The organism is Streptomyces candidus, assembly GCF_014207445.1.
GTDB lineage: Bacteria > Actinomycetota > Actinomycetes > Streptomycetales > Streptomycetaceae > Streptomyces > Streptomyces candidus.
Window position 1 is genome coordinate 405,949 of the sequence record NZ_JACHEM010000003.1, and the last position, 13,169, is coordinate 419,117.

16 protein-coding genes are annotated in these 13,169 nt (G+C 71.7%); 4 read left to right on the top strand and 12 right to left on the bottom strand.

Annotation, left to right across the window (positions count from 1 at the left end; translation table 11 throughout):
* Positions 1-90: 90 nt before the first annotated feature.
* The 5 genes from HNQ79_RS07830 to HNQ79_RS07850 all read right to left on the bottom strand — a co-directional run bounded on the left by HNQ79_RS07830 (position 91) and on the right by HNQ79_RS07850 (position 3,094).
* Entirely contained in the window at positions 91-816 is a 726-nt protein-coding gene (locus HNQ79_RS07830) for an ABC transporter ATP-binding protein (protein WP_185028357.1), read from the bottom strand.
* A 2-nt stretch (positions 817-818) separates the two neighbouring features.
* Positions 819-1,622: a lantibiotic immunity ABC transporter MutE/EpiE family permease subunit gene (locus HNQ79_RS07835; protein ID WP_185028359.1), complete on the bottom strand. Its 804-nt coding sequence runs from the start codon at positions 1,620-1,622 to the stop codon at positions 819-821.
* Positions 1,623-1,768: 146 nt separating this feature from the next.
* A complete protein-coding gene (locus HNQ79_RS07840; protein WP_221507454.1) occupies positions 1,769-2,122 on the bottom strand; it encodes a DUF4288 domain-containing protein in 354 nt (117 codons plus the stop codon).
* 16 nt (positions 2,123-2,138) lie between these two features.
* On the bottom strand, positions 2,139-2,453 hold the full coding sequence (locus tag HNQ79_RS07845; protein WP_185028362.1) for a hypothetical protein: 315 nt from the start codon (positions 2,451-2,453) through the stop codon (positions 2,139-2,141).
* A 230-nt stretch (positions 2,454-2,683) separates the two neighbouring features.
* Positions 2,684-3,094: a DUF2079 domain-containing protein gene (locus HNQ79_RS07850; RefSeq protein WP_185028364.1), complete on the bottom strand. Its 411-nt coding sequence runs from the start codon at positions 3,092-3,094 to the stop codon at positions 2,684-2,686.
* A gap of 55 nt (positions 3,095-3,149) precedes the next feature.
* Between HNQ79_RS07850 and hutH the strand changes: the two genes are divergently transcribed.
* Complete coding sequence (gene hutH, locus HNQ79_RS07855; RefSeq protein ID WP_185028772.1) at positions 3,150-4,715, top strand: histidine ammonia-lyase; 1,566 nt, start codon at positions 3,150-3,152, stop codon at positions 4,713-4,715.
* 118 nt (positions 4,716-4,833) lie between these two features.
* Here the strand turns inward: hutH and HNQ79_RS07860 are convergent, their stop codons facing one another.
* A complete protein-coding gene (locus HNQ79_RS07860; protein WP_373312518.1) occupies positions 4,834-5,229 on the bottom strand; it encodes a hypothetical protein in 396 nt (131 codons plus the stop codon).
* Between the two features lie 380 nt (positions 5,230-5,609).
* On the opposite strand from HNQ79_RS07860, the gene HNQ79_RS07865 reads away from it, so the two are divergent.
* Complete coding sequence (locus HNQ79_RS07865; protein WP_185028368.1) at positions 5,610-6,887, top strand: L,D-transpeptidase; 1,278 nt, start codon at positions 5,610-5,612, stop codon at positions 6,885-6,887.
* Positions 6,888-7,075: 188 nt separating this feature from the next.
* Here HNQ79_RS07865 and HNQ79_RS07870 read toward each other — a convergent pair whose 3' ends face one another.
* The gene (locus HNQ79_RS07870) at positions 7,076-7,555 is read right to left on the bottom strand and encodes a GNAT family N-acetyltransferase (RefSeq protein ID WP_229923327.1); all 480 of its coding nucleotides are present in this window, start codon (positions 7,553-7,555) and stop codon (positions 7,076-7,078) included.
* Between the two features lie 100 nt (positions 7,556-7,655).
* Between HNQ79_RS07870 and HNQ79_RS07875 the strand changes: the two genes are divergently transcribed.
* Positions 7,656-8,003 carry a DUF1330 domain-containing protein gene (locus HNQ79_RS07875; RefSeq protein WP_185028370.1) on the top strand — a complete coding sequence of 116 codons (348 nt, stop codon included), beginning with the start codon at positions 7,656-7,658 and terminating at the stop codon, positions 8,001-8,003.
* A 144-nt stretch (positions 8,004-8,147) separates the two neighbouring features.
* On the opposite strand, the gene msrA is transcribed toward HNQ79_RS07875, so the two are convergent.
* Together msrA and HNQ79_RS07885 are read right to left on the bottom strand one after the other, a co-directional pair.
* On the bottom strand, positions 8,148-8,843 hold the full coding sequence (gene msrA / locus HNQ79_RS07880; protein WP_185028372.1) for a peptide-methionine (S)-S-oxide reductase MsrA: 696 nt from the start codon (positions 8,841-8,843) through the stop codon (positions 8,148-8,150).
* Between the two features lie 152 nt (positions 8,844-8,995).
* The gene (locus HNQ79_RS07885; protein ID WP_185028374.1) at positions 8,996-10,099 is read right to left on the bottom strand and encodes a hypothetical protein; all 1,104 of its coding nucleotides are present in this window, start codon (positions 10,097-10,099) and stop codon (positions 8,996-8,998) included.
* Positions 10,100-10,323: 224 nt separating this feature from the next.
* Between HNQ79_RS07885 and HNQ79_RS07890 the strand changes: the two genes are divergently transcribed.
* Positions 10,324-11,484: a cystathionine gamma-synthase gene (locus HNQ79_RS07890; RefSeq protein WP_185028376.1), complete on the top strand. Its 1,161-nt coding sequence runs from the start codon at positions 10,324-10,326 to the stop codon at positions 11,482-11,484.
* A gap of 31 nt (positions 11,485-11,515) precedes the next feature.
* On the opposite strand, the gene HNQ79_RS07895 is transcribed toward HNQ79_RS07890, so the two are convergent.
* From HNQ79_RS07895 to HNQ79_RS07905, 3 genes are all read right to left on the bottom strand, one after another.
* Positions 11,516-11,767 carry a hypothetical protein gene (locus tag HNQ79_RS07895; RefSeq protein WP_185028378.1) on the bottom strand — a complete coding sequence of 84 codons (252 nt, stop codon included), beginning with the start codon at positions 11,765-11,767 and terminating at the stop codon, positions 11,516-11,518.
* Positions 11,764-12,396, bottom strand: coding sequence for a sigma factor-like helix-turn-helix DNA-binding protein (locus tag HNQ79_RS07900; RefSeq protein WP_229923326.1), 633 nt, complete (start codon positions 12,394-12,396; stop codon positions 11,764-11,766). Before HNQ79_RS07900 ends, HNQ79_RS07895 begins: the two co-directional genes overlap by 4 nt.
* Positions 12,397-12,532: 136 nt before the next feature.
* Complete coding sequence (locus HNQ79_RS07905; RefSeq protein ID WP_185028383.1) at positions 12,533-13,036, bottom strand: MarR family winged helix-turn-helix transcriptional regulator; 504 nt, start codon at positions 13,034-13,036, stop codon at positions 12,533-12,535.
* Between the last annotated feature and the right edge of the window lie 133 nt (positions 13,037-13,169).

Consider the following 13,169-nt stretch of genomic DNA (forward strand, 5'->3'; position numbering starts at 1 on the left):
CCCCCGGACGCCGCGGCAGGGGCGAGGCGTACCGTCCCGGAGGCAGCGGCCCCCGGCTTCCGCCGGGGGCCGCCCGGCACGCCCGCCGCTTCAGAAGGCCGCCGCGTCCGCCGTTTCCAGCAGCCGGAAGAATCCCGCCTCCAGATCGCCGTCGACCGCCAGACCGCCCAGCAGCCCCTCATATCGCGTCCGTCCCGCGACCACCACCTGTACCCGGTCGCACACCTGGGCCACCTCGGCGAGCTGGTGACTGGCGATGAGTACCGCCACCCCCTCGTCCGCAAGCGACCTGATGATGCCCCGCATCTCCCGGATCCCCACCGGGTCGAGGCCGTTGGTGGGCTCGTCCAGAATGAGCAGACGCGGGCGAGCCAGCAGGGCCACCGCGATGCCCAGCCGCCACCGCATGCCGAGCGAGTACGCGCCGACCTTCCGGTGCCGCGCCCCGGTCATCTTCACCAGCTCCAGGGCGGGCTCCGTCCACTGCTCGGGCACGCAGCGCAGCCTGGCGTGCAGGCGCAGCGTCTCGTCGCCGGTCAGCGTCGGCCACAGGCCTGGGACTTCGATGAGCGCGCCGACCTGGGCCAGCGTCTCCCGCCCTACCGCGCCGCCGAAGAGGCGAACGGTCCCGGCGGTGGGACGCTGCAGCCCCAGCACCGCCTTCATGAGGGTCGTCTTCCCCGCTCCGTTGGGTCCGAGCAGGCCGTAGACCTCCCCTCGGGACACGGTCAGGTCCACGCCGTCGAGCGCGCGATGGGTGCCGTAGTGCTTGTGCAGTTGCCGCACTTCCAGTACGGCGTCGTTCGTCGCCACCATGTTCAGATCTCCTTGCGGCTCATGTGCGCGCTGCCCGCGACCAGCAGTAGTCCGGTCAGTACGACGGCCAGTACGACGGCCAGGGGGATGGCCGACATGTCCCGTACGGCGCTGTTCTCGGGCAGCGGCACTCCGTTGGGGCCGATTCCGGCAAGCGGGAGCACCACCCTCATCGGCCAGGCGAACGGGACGGCGTACCAGAAGTCCTTGTCCGAGACGAGTGCCCCGCACAGAAGTCCGGCGACCCCGACCCCGATGCTGGGCCCCGTCCCCCACATGACCGCGACGAGCACCGCCAGCGCGGTCATCGAAAGTCCCACCAGCCAGGGCAGGTAGACCGCGGGGACCACCACGCCCATCCCCTCGGGGAACTTGCCGCACAGCAGGGCGCCCAGCGAGAGCATCACGAGCAGCACCGTGGAGGCCGCGAAGCCGAACACTCCGAGCGCGGCCACCTTGCCGACGAAGTAGCGGTGGCGGGGCACTCCGTACGACAGCAGCAGTCGCCAGGCGTCCTGGTCGGCACGCACGGTCAGCGCCGCGGCGAGTCCGGCCGTCATCGGCACCAGTACGCCCCAGAACTCCAGCGTCACATTGCGGAAGACCTCGAATGTCTGCCCGGCCTTCGCCTCCGAGGAGCCCAGTGCCCCGAGGAAGAGGGGGATGGTGATCACGAGAGGAGCGATCAGGTGGTACCAGGGCACGAACCCCCTCTTGTTGCGCGCCAGCTCGGCACGCACCACCGTCACGAGCGAGGGATTGTCGCGCGGCCTCTTCAGCGGCGGGGGGGCCGTGTCGTACAGCATGAGGACTCCTCCGGGTCACAGTCGGTTCACCCTGTACGTAGCGGTGAGGGGCGGTGCCGGTTCAGAGCGGGGCACATGCATTCCGCGCGGGGCACATGAATGAGGCCCGCACTTTCGCGCGGGCCTCATTCATGCCGGAGCCGGAGTCAGAGCTCCTCGCCGGAGAGGAGAGGCTCGAATTTCTCGTACGCGACGTAATCGCGGAAGTGGCGGGAGTACAGGTCGGCATCCTGTGTCAGATCCGTGTCCTGCGCCTCTTGCACGTCGACGATCGTCTTCAGCCGCCAAGTGATCTTCTGCCCGTCCTCGTTGAGGAACGAACTCTCCGACCGCCGGGCCCGCTGCTCCGCCGCGTGCCGCGCCGCATCCTCGTCCCGCGCATGGATGAGCACGATGTCCTCCTGGTACAGGGGCACGTACTCCGCGCTGTCGGACGAGGACTCCATCAGCACGATCGCAATGTACGGGGCGCCCGTCACGTCTTCTTCAGAAGAAGGCACAGCCTCTCCTCTCCGCTCACTTCTCGAAACGCTTGTCGTTCAACAGCTTCCACGCCTTCTTGTCGTTGGCGCTCTTCCCGGCCTTGATCTCACCGAGGTTCCGCGAGAGATGGGTACCCGGGAACTCGCGCCTGATCGATGCCTTGCGGCAGCGGGAGATGAACTTCGCGGCGATCTCGTCGAGGTTGTTGTTGGCCTTGCAGTCACGGTTCACGAGGACCACGGCCGTATCGGCCGCCGGCGCCTCGGCCGCTACGGCCGTGGTGACACCGCTTCCCATGACGGTCAGCGCCAGCATTCCGGAGACGAGCATCTTCTTGGCCAGCATCATGTACACCCCTTGACATAAAGGTAGTCGGACCATGCGCAGGACGCCCGCGATGCGGATCAGAGCCGGACCGCGGCCTTCGCCCCCGCAGACCTTTCCACCGGATCGCGTGCCGTGGGGCTCCTGGCACCTGACGTGGCAGTCGGTCGGCAGTCGGACTGCCAGAAGGCCGGCCGGAGCAGCCGGGACTGCCCTGAAGTCCGTCTCCCGCCCGGGCGCCCCGGCGGGATCGCCTACCGCCCGGACGCCCGCGCCCGGCCCTGTGCCCCGTCGCGCCGCAGGACGACGTGGCTGCCCGCCGCGTACACCTGGTGGAAACCGGGTCGTGTCGCCTTCGGCGGGTCGTGGGAGAACGTGGTGTCCGTCGTGTCCAGGACCATCCAGTCGACCCGCGCGTCCGGGCGGCCGGGGGAGTGCAGGTAGACCGTCGCACGGTCGGTGAGGTGCGGGGCGAGTCGGTTGGTGGCGGCGACCTTCGCTCCGTCGGGGACGTGCGCGAGTGCCTGCCGGGCGGCGGAGGCCGATGGCGGGTCGCGCCAGAAGGCGGGGCGTACCGCCTCGGCGAGGGGCAGGGCGGTCGCGAGGAGTGCGGCGGCGGACCCCTCAAGGACCGCCGTACCGTCGGCACACGGTAAGGGTTCCACCCGCCCACCACTAGTGACAGCCGCGCATTCAAAACGTACGCTCCTGAATATGGATATGCACACCCTGGCCAACCCCGCCGCCCCCGCCACCGTCGTGCTCAGCACCTCCGGGACCACGGTCGAAGACGTCATCGCCGTGGCCCGGGGCAACGCCCGTGTCGAGCTGTCCGCCGACGCCGTCGGCGCGCTGGCCGCCGCGCGTCAGATCGTGGACGCGCTCGCCGCCAAGCCCGAGCCGGTGTACGGGGTTTCCACCGGGTTCGGGGCACTCGCCACCCGTCACATCGGACCGGAGCTGCGAGCCCAGCTCCAGCGCAACATCGTGCGCTCGCACGCGGCCGGCATGGGCCCGCGGGTCGAGCGCGAGGTGGTGCGGGCGCTGATGTTCCTGCGGCTGAAGACCGTCGCGTCCGGCCACACCGGCGTACGCCCCGAGGTCGCGCAGACCATGGCGGACGTACTGAACGCCGGGATCACGCCCGTGGTGCACGAGTACGGCTCGCTCGGCTGCTCCGGCGACCTCGCGCCGCTCTCCCACTGCGCGCTGGCACTGATGGGCGAGGGCGACGCGGAGGGCCCGGACGGGACGGTAAGGCCCGCCGGCGAGCTGCTCGCCGCGCACGGCATCGCCCCCGTCGAGCTGAGGGAGAAGGAGGGCCTGGCCCTCCTCAACGGCACCGACGGCATGCTCGGCATGCTGATCATGGCCATCGCCGACCTCAAGAAGCTCTACACCTCCGCCGACATCACCGCCGCGCTCAGCCTGGAGGCGCTGCTGGGCACCGAGAAGGTGCTCGCGCCCGAGCTGCACGTCATCCGCCCCCACCCGGGCCAGGGCGCCTCCGCGGACAACATGCTGCGCGTCCTGGAGGGCTCCGGACTGACCGGCCACCACCAGGACGACGCCCCGCGCGTCCAGGACGCCTACTCGGTGCGGTGCGCCCCACAGGTCGCGGGCGCGGGCCGGGACACCATCTCGTACGCGATCACGGTCGCCGAGCGGGAACTCGCGGCGGCCGTCGACAACCCGGTGGTGCTGCCCGACGGGCGGGTGGAGTCCAACGGCAACTTCCACGGCGCGCCCGTCGCGTACGTCCTGGACTTCCTCGCCATCGCCGCCGCCGACCTCGGCTCCATCACCGAGCGCCGCACCGACCGCCTGCTCGACAAGAACCGCAGCCACGGCCTCCCCGCCTTCCTCGCGGACGACGCCGGCGTCGACTCCGGGCTGATGATCGCCCAGTACACCCAGGCCGCCCTGGTCAGCGAGATGAAGCGGCTCGCCAACCCGGCGTCCGTCGACTCCATCCCGTCCTCGGCCATGCAGGAGGACCACGTGTCCATGGGCTGGTCGGCGGCGCGCAAGCTGCGGACCACCATCGACAACCTCACCCGGATCGTGGCCGTCGAGCTGTACGCCGCGACGCGCGGCATCGAACTGCGCCACGGGCTGACGCCGGCACCCGCCTCGCAGGCCGTCATCGCCGCGGTACGCGCCGCCGGTGTACAGGGCCCCGGCCCCGACCGCTTCCTCGCCCCGGACCTGGCGGCCGCGGACGCGTTCGTACGCAGCGGTGCACTGGTCGCGGCGGTGGAACCGGTGACGGGCCCGCTGGCCTAGCCGCCGCAGTTCCGAGAGGTATGGATGAGGGGCGGCGGGCGGCATGCCCGGCGCCCCTCATCCGTATGTGCTGAGTCCTCCGCCCGCGGGAACTCACCCTGCGGACGGCCGGGTTGCGCTAGGCGGGGATCCCGCCGCCCGCGCCCCGGCGCCGGGCCGAGTAGGCCACGAACCCCGCGCCGATGCCCAGGAACGCCGTCCCGCCGACGAGGTAGGGAGTGGTGTCCACGCTGCCGGTGTCGGCGAGGGCGAGGTGCGGGTCGACGGCCCCGGTGCCGGCGGCGGAGGGCGCGGAGTCCCCCCCGGTGTGCGCGGCCTGCCGGGGCTGCGGGGGCTGCGGGGGCTGCGGGGGCTGTTCCTGCGGAGCCCGGTCGGCACCGGCGGCCTGTGCCTGGACGGTCCGCCTCGGTGTTTCCACCGTCGCGTTGGCCGACGGTACGAACCACAGTGCGGCCAGCAGCCCACCTGCGGCGGTAGCGGTGAGCAGCGGTCGGAGTGCGGCCACGGTATCGATCCCCCTTGAGGCACTCGCGAATTGGTCGTGCGCGCCGATGCTAGTGAAAGCAGACGGTCCGGCGGAAGGCATGTGGGGGTGGAATTCTTCGTTCCGCCGCCATGCGCGCTGCCGTCTCCGTCCCGCCGATGCCTCCTCCGACCCCGCGCACCGTGCATGACCCCGCCCGACCAGGGGCAAAAGGGACGGCGTAGCGTCGAAGGAGAGCACGTGTCGGGCTTGCACCCGCGGCAGTGGCGTTGCCCACACTTTCGCACAAAGTGGAACGGCCTTGCCTCCAGGGGCGTTGTTAGAGCATTGACAGGGGAAGTGCGGCCGGGCGGGACCTGGGTACCCGTGCCCGGACGGCAGCCCCGGGAGATCGTGGGGAAGCGGCAACGATGGAGAAGCGTGTGATCACGAACAGCAGGCGGCGGCGCAGGGGTCTGGCAGCCGCGTCCGCGCTGCTCGGCGGCGTACTGGTGCTTTCGGGCTGCAGCGACGACGGCAAGGGCGGCGGCAGCGGCAGTGCCGACGCCGACGCCTCCAAGAAGTCGCAGGAGCAGGCCGACGAGGCAGCCGCCAAGGACACCTCCAAGGCCCGAATAGAGATCGTCCCCAAGGCCGGTGCCACCAACGTCGGCATCAACAACGACACCAAGGTCACCGTCGCCGACGGCAGGCTGACCGAGGTCACGCTCACCGACGCGGCGGGCAAGCCGGTCAAGGGCACCATCGCCGCCGACGGCACCAGCTGGCAGCCGGACACCCGCCTGCAGCGCGCCACGGTCTACAGGCTGAGCGTGACCGCCGAGGACGCCGACAAGCGCGCCGCGCACGAGAACCGGTCCTTCACGACCGTCTCCCCGAAGAACAGCTTCATAGGCAACTTCACCCCCGACGACGGCTCGAAGGTCGGCGTGGGCATGCCGGTCTCGATCCGCTTCGACAAGCCGATCACCAACAAGAAGGCCGTCCAGAGCGCCATCGACGTGTCCTCCAGCAGCGGCCAGGAAGTCGTCGGCCACTGGTTCGACTCGCAGCGCCTGGACTTCCGGCCGCAGGACTACTGGAAGGCCGACTCCACGGTCAAGATGAAGCTCGCCCTGGACGGTGTCGAGGGTGCGAACGGCATCACGGGCGTCCAGGACAAGACGGTCACCTTCCGGATCGGCCGCAACCAGGTCTCCACCGTCGACGTCAAGACCAAGAAGATGACCGTCACGCAGGACGGCAAGGTCGTCAAGACCATCCCGATCTCCGCCGGTTCGCCGGAGAACCCGACGTACAACGGCAAGATGGTGATCTCCGAGAAGTTCAAGGAGACCCGGATGGACGGCGCGACCGTCGGCTTCACGGACGACGACGGCAAGGGCGAGTACGACATCAAGGACGTCCCGCACGCCATGCGGCTGTCGACCTCGGGCACCTTCATCCACGGCAACTACTGGGGCAAGGGCATCTTCGGCACCGCCAACACCAGCCACGGCTGCGTCGGCCTGGAGGACGCCAAGGGCGCGGACGACCCGGGCAAGCCCGGCGCGTGGTTCTTCAACAACTCGCTCGTCGGTGACGTGGTGATCGTGAAGAACTCCCCGGACAAGACCATCAAGCCGGACAACGGCCTCAATGGCTGGAACCTGGACTGGGCGGCCTGGAAGGCGGGCTCCGCGGTCTGATCTGAGACCTGCCGCGGCAGCTACGAGCCGCAGCGTGTACGAAGGCGGGCGCCACCCACTGCACGTGGGCGGCGCCCGCCTTCGTCGTGCCACCGGTTACGCACCACTGGTTCCGTACCGTCGCCGGCCGGGTTTGTGCCACCGGCCGGTCTCGTACCGCAGCCCGCCGCGTCCCGCCGGCTCCTGCCCTACGGCTTCCAGACGAGCCGGACGTCCGGTTTGCGCTCCTCGTTGCGCGACCCGTCCGTGCGCTCCGCTTCGGTGAAGCCGTGCCGGAGATAGAAGCGACGGGCGCTTTCGTTCACCTGGAACGTCCACAACTCCAGCCCCTCCGGCCGCAGTTGCTTGGCCTTCGCGACGAAGAGATCGCCCAGCCCGCAGCCGCGCCGCTCCGGAGCCAGATAGAGCTGGTCGATCCCGGCCGCGTCCAGCACCATCACACCGACGAGAGCCCCCGCCGCGTCCTCCGCGACCCAGGTCTCGCACTCCGGTACCACCACGTGGCGGAACCAGGCCCGCACCTCGTCGTCGTCGTGCGCCCGCCGCACGCCCGGCAGAGCGGCGCCGTACGACCGCAGATACACCTCCGCGGCGGCCTCCGCGTCCCCGTCAACCGCCCGGCGCAGCACGAACTCCGCGCCGCCGCCCCCACCCCTCACAAGATCCACTCCACCAACCTACCTCCGAGGTGATCGACCCGGGCCCCCCGCCGCCGCACTCTTGAACCCAGGCCACCACAAGGCCACTTCACTCACGGAAGAGGACGCCATGACCGCGTACGCGATCGCCCGCATCGGCCCGGCCGACGGCCCGCTCCACGAGGAGGTCCTGCGCTACATGGAGCGCATCCAAGGCACTTTCGCCCCCTACGGCGGACGCTTCCTCGTCCACTTCGAGCAGCACGAACTGCTGGAGGGCGACTGGCACGGCGCCCCGGTCCTGGTCGCCTTCCCCGACATGGACAGGGCCCGCGCCTGGTACAAGTCCCCGGAGTACCAGGAGATCCTCCCGCTGCGCACCCGCCACCTGCCCGGCGACATCATCCTGGTCGAGGGCGTACCGGAGAACTACGACGCGACGGCCACGGCGGCGCAGGTACGGGACGCCCAGGCGTGAGGCGGGGCCCGTCACCGTCCGCCGACGGAGGAGTTCCCCTCCGGCCTCCGGCGGTGCCCGACGTCGGTTGAGGACACCCTGACGTCAGGCGCCGGCCGGTCGCTCAGCCTGGCGTTCGCCGGAGAAGAGGTTTTCGGACCGGCGTCAGCTGCCGGCCGAAGCGATGCCCGTCGGGCAGGAGCGGCCCCAGTTGGTTTCGGAGGGGGCGCTCAGGGTGACGCCCGTGCCGCCGATGCCGCAGTAGCCGTCCGGGTTCTTGTCCAAGTACTGCTGGTGGTACGGCTCGGCAGGGTAGAAGGGGTTGTCGGCGGCCGGGAGGATCTCCGTGGTGATCGTGCCGAAGCCGGCACCCGTCAGGACCTCCTGGAACGCGGCGCGGGATGCCTCGGCCTCGACGGCCTGCTCCGGGGTGTGCGGGTAGATCGCGGACCGGTACTGGGTGCCCACGTCGTTGCCCTGGCGGAAGCCCTGGGTGGGGTTGTGGGACTCCCAGAAGAGCTTCAGCAGGGTCGGGTAGGAGGTGACGGCGGGGTCGTAGACGACCCGGACGACCTCGGTGTGCCCGGTGAGGCCCGAACACACCTCCTCATAGGACGGGTTGGGGGTGCTGCCGCCCTGGTAGCCGACGAGGGTCGTCCAGACGCCCTCGGCCTGCCAGAACTTCCGCTCGGCGCCCCAGAAGCAGCCCAGACCGAAGGCCGCGACCGCCAGGTGGGAGGGGTAGGGGCCGGAGAGCGGGTTGCCGAGGACCGTGTGGCGGGACGGAACCTCGAACTCCGGGGTCGCGCGGCCCTTCAGGGCCTGCTCGGGGGTGGGGAGCTGCGTACGGTCGAAGAGCATGGCGGTTCCTCCTGGAGCGCGGGGCGGACGTCCCGTACAACGTGGCGGGCGCGGCGGGGATTCCCGTACCGCGCGTGCGGGCGCGCCGTTCCTGAACAACACGTGGGTACGGTCGGCCCGTCGGCCCTCGCACCACGTGCGTACGGCCGGTGCTAGCCGCGCAGCGTTGCCGGGCTTCCGCCGTTCGCCTCGTAGCCCGCCACCGCCAGGTTGCGGTGGAGGGTGTAGTCGGCGGCCGGGTCCGGGTTGAGGGTCCAGGGGAGGGCGCCCACGTAGCCGTCGACGGCGGCGATCTGCTTGACCGCTTCGGCCCAGCGCTCCGAGCGGACGAGGAAGAGGATCAGGAGGTGGCGTACGTGGGGGAGCATCGGATCGTCCGGGCGGGCGGCGTGCACGGCGAACAGGGCGCCCTCCACCGCCCGGGAGACGACCGCGCTCTGGTAGAAGCTGCTGACCATGACGACCTCGGGGAGGTGGTCGTGGACCGAGAAGAGGGGGAGGGCGGCGAGCAGGGAGCCCCGGGGGGCGCGCGAGGCGGCGTGGGTGGCGAAGGTGTCCGCTTCGGCGCGGGAGCCGTGCCACTTCTCGGAGAGGTAGTGCAGCGCGACGAGGTGCGCCCCCATGTGTGCCGGTGCGCGGTCCAGGACCTTTGCCCAGAGCCGGTCGAACTCGGGGCGGGGGTAGCCCAGCCCCCGGGCGACGGACAGCTCGGTGAGGTACGGGACGGGGTCGCCGGGGGCGAGGAGCGCGGCCTGGGCACACAGCTCGCGGGCCTCTTCGAGGATGATCCGGAAGTCGTCCTTTCCGGCGGCGGACGACCGCCAGGCCTGCTGCACCAGGAACTCCGCGTGCACCTGCGCGCCGCCCGCGTCCTTCGGCGAATCCGCCCGCCAGGCGCGCAGCCACCGGCCGCCCTCGCCCGGACGCTGGGCCAGCTCCAGAGAGGCCGCGCCCGCGAAGGACTGGACCCGCTGCCAGCGCAGTTCGCCCTCCTTGGGCGTCCCGGCGAGGAGCTGGGCGGCGGCCCGCCAGTCCTGGGTGCGCTGCACCACGTCCAGTACGTCGAGGAGGTCCTGGTCGGGGCCGGGCAGGCGTACGTCGAGTGCTTCCTGCCGTACGAAGCCGTACTCCTCCGGATCCGCCGCGTCGGGCGAACCCGGCGCGGCCAGCCGGATGCCGCCGCGCCTGCGCAGCAGGAACGGACCGAGGGCGGCGCCCAGCATGAGCGCCGCGATCAGGAACCAGAGAATCTCCATACGGCCATTGTCCCGGACGGCGGCGGGCAACGGACCGCGAGGGAGCGCGGAGGGCAGGACCGCAGGGGAGCGGGGGAGACGCGGACTGCGGGGGAGACGCGGACTGCGGGGGAGGGGAGGGCGCGGACGGTGCAGGGCCGGGACCGGCCACGTGGGGGCGTGGGGTCGCCCGCAGGAGCGTGGGGCGGACACGGAGTACCGGAAGGCGAACTACCCTCGGCCCCATGACTCATGAGCAGAGCAGCCACGAGCGCGCTTTCGAGACCCTCGCCATCCACGCCGGGAACACCGCCGACCCCCTGACCGGCGCCGTCGTGCCGCCGATCTACCAGGTGTCGACGTACAAGCAGGACGGGGTGGGCGGGCTGCGCGGCGGCTACGAGTACAGCCGCAGCGCCAACCCGACCCGTACCGCCCTGGAGGAGAACCTGGCCGCGCTGGAGGGCGGCCGGCGCGGGCTCGCGTTCGCCTCCGGGCTGGCGGCCGAGGACTGCCTGCTGCGCACGCTGCTGTCGCCCGGCGACCACGTGGTGATCCCGAACGACGCGTACGGCGGGACCTTCCGGCTGTTCGCGAAGGTCGTCTCGCGGTGGGGCGTGGAGTGGTCGGTGGCCGACACCTCCGACGCGGCCGCGGTACGGGCCGCGCTCACCCCGCGTACGAAGGCGGTGTGGGTGGAGACGCCGTCCAACCCGCTTCTCGGGATCACCGACATCGCGGCCGTCGCCGAGGTCGCCCACGCGGCGGGGGCACGGCTCGTCGTCGACAACACCTTCGCCAGTCCCTACCTCCAGCAGCCGATCGCGCTCGGCGCGGACGTCGTCGTGCACTCGACGACCAAGTACATGGGCGGCCACTCGGACGTGGTGGGCGGCGCGCTCGTCACCGACGACGCCGCTCTCGCGGAGGAGCTGGTGTTCCACCAGAACGCCATGGGTGCCGTCGCCGGGCCGTTCGACGCGTGGCTGGTGCTGCGCGGCATCAAGACCCTCGCCGTCCGCATGGACCGGCACAGCGAGAACGCGACACGGATCGCGGACATGCTGACCGCGCACCCCGCCGTCTCCCAGGTGCTCTACCCGGGACTGCCCGAGCACGCGGGGCACGAGGTCGCCGCCAAGCAGATGAAGGCCTTCGGCGGCATGGTGTCCTTCCGGCTGAAGGCCGGCGAGGAGGCCGCGGTGGAGGTCTGCAACAGGGCGCAGCTGTTCACTCTCGGGGAGTCGCTGGGCGGTGTCGAGTCGCTGATCGAGCACCCGGGCCGGATGACGCACGCGTCGGTGGCCGGGTCCGCGCTGGAGGTGCCGGGCGATCTGGTGCGTCTGTCGGTCGGTATCGAATCGGGCGACGACCTCCTCGCGGACCTGAAGCAGGCGCTCGCGTAGGGGGACGGGGCGGGGGCCCGGCCGGTGACGCTCAGACGCCCCCCACCGGCGGTGCGATGTCCGCGGGCGGGCCGAGCCACGGCTGGGTGACCGTCGCCCACACCAGGAACGCCACCAGCAGTGCCGCCGCCAGCGTCCACAGGGTCCGTCGCAGCACCCGCCGCCGACGGCGCCTGCGCAGGCCGCGGGCCGTCGCCCGGGGGAGCAGGTCCGCGGGTACGGGCGGGTGCGCGGCCTCCGCGAGGAGGCGGCGCACCTGGTCCTCCTCCCGGCGCGGCGTCACGGTGCCACCACCGCGCGGGGAGCGCGGGCGTCCGGCTGAGGGTCCTGCGGGCCCTTGGGGTGCGACGCGACCGGGTTTCCGCGCGGGCCGCGCGTTCCGTGGGGCTGCTGCGGCTCCGGCGGGCTCTGCCGCGGCTTCGTCCGGGCGTCCAGGTGGGCTTCGTACAGCTGGGAGACGGCCCGGTTGCAGAGTGTCCGGACACGCTGGAGGGGCAGGCCGAGCTGGGCGGCGGTCTGTTCCTCCGCGACCCCTTCGTACAGCCGCAGCACCATGACCAGTCGTTCCCGCGGGGTGACGGTCTCCAGCGGGGCGACGTCCGGGCGCCGGTGCAGCAGGTGCAGACGCTGCCGGAGTCGCCACAGGTGCCAGTCGCGCCAGGCGCCGCGCGCGAAGCGGGCGACGAGGTCCTGGCGGGTGCGGTCGTACGGATCCTCGCCGCGCAGCCCCGCCCAGTGGGCGTACGTGCTGGCCAGGGCGGCGGCGAGGAGCTGCTGGGCGCGCGGGTTGGCTGCCGCCGGCTCGGCCGTGAGCAGGGTGGCGGTGTGCAGGAGCCGGCCCGCGGCGCCCGCGACGAAGGCCTCGAACTCCGCCTCGTGGCACCGCCGCCTGGCCGCTTCGCGCTCGCGCACCGTGGCCTCCCGTCCGCCCGTGCGTCTCATATGAGGACAGGGCGGGGGCGAGGTCAAGAGGCCGGTACGAGGTGCTTCGCGAGAGGCGTCGCGGGCGAGTGGCGCACCGACCGCGGGTGGTGGCCGGGCGGGGGTGTCAGCCGTCCGTGGGGTTCTCGATCAGATGTGCCGACTGGCGGGCGGAGAGCGCCGAGTTGAAGCGGGTCAGCAGCGTCGTGAACGCCTCCCGCTCGTCCTCGCTCCAGCCGTCCGTCACCTGGGCCATCAGCTGGCGCCGCGAGGACCGCACCTCGTCCAGCCGGGCCTGTCCGCGCGGGGAGAGCTGGAGTACGACGGCCCGGCCGTCCTCGGGGTGCGAGGCGCGCTTCACCAGGCCGCCGTCGACGAGCGGCGCGACCTGGCGGGTCACGGTCGAGGAGTCGATGCCCATGCCCGCGGCGAGCGCCTTGACGCCCATCGGGCCTTCCTGGTCGAGACGGTTGAGCAGCAGGTAGGCGGCACGGTCCATCGAGTTGCGGACCTGGCCGAGGCCGCCGAGGCGGGTCTGTTCCGCACGCCGGGCGAAGACGGCCACCTCGTGCTGAAGCGCATCGAGGAGACCGGCGGCCGGTTCGCTCGTCATGTCCTGGGTGGGGGGCATGGCTCGGGCTCTCTTCGTACGGTGGTCAGGTTGGTGGGGCAAGGGTACGCGGACCTTGCCGGACACGTACCGGCGCTGCGTGAACCGGTGGCCGGGGACAGGAGTGCGCCGGACCGCGAGCGCCCGCCCGGTC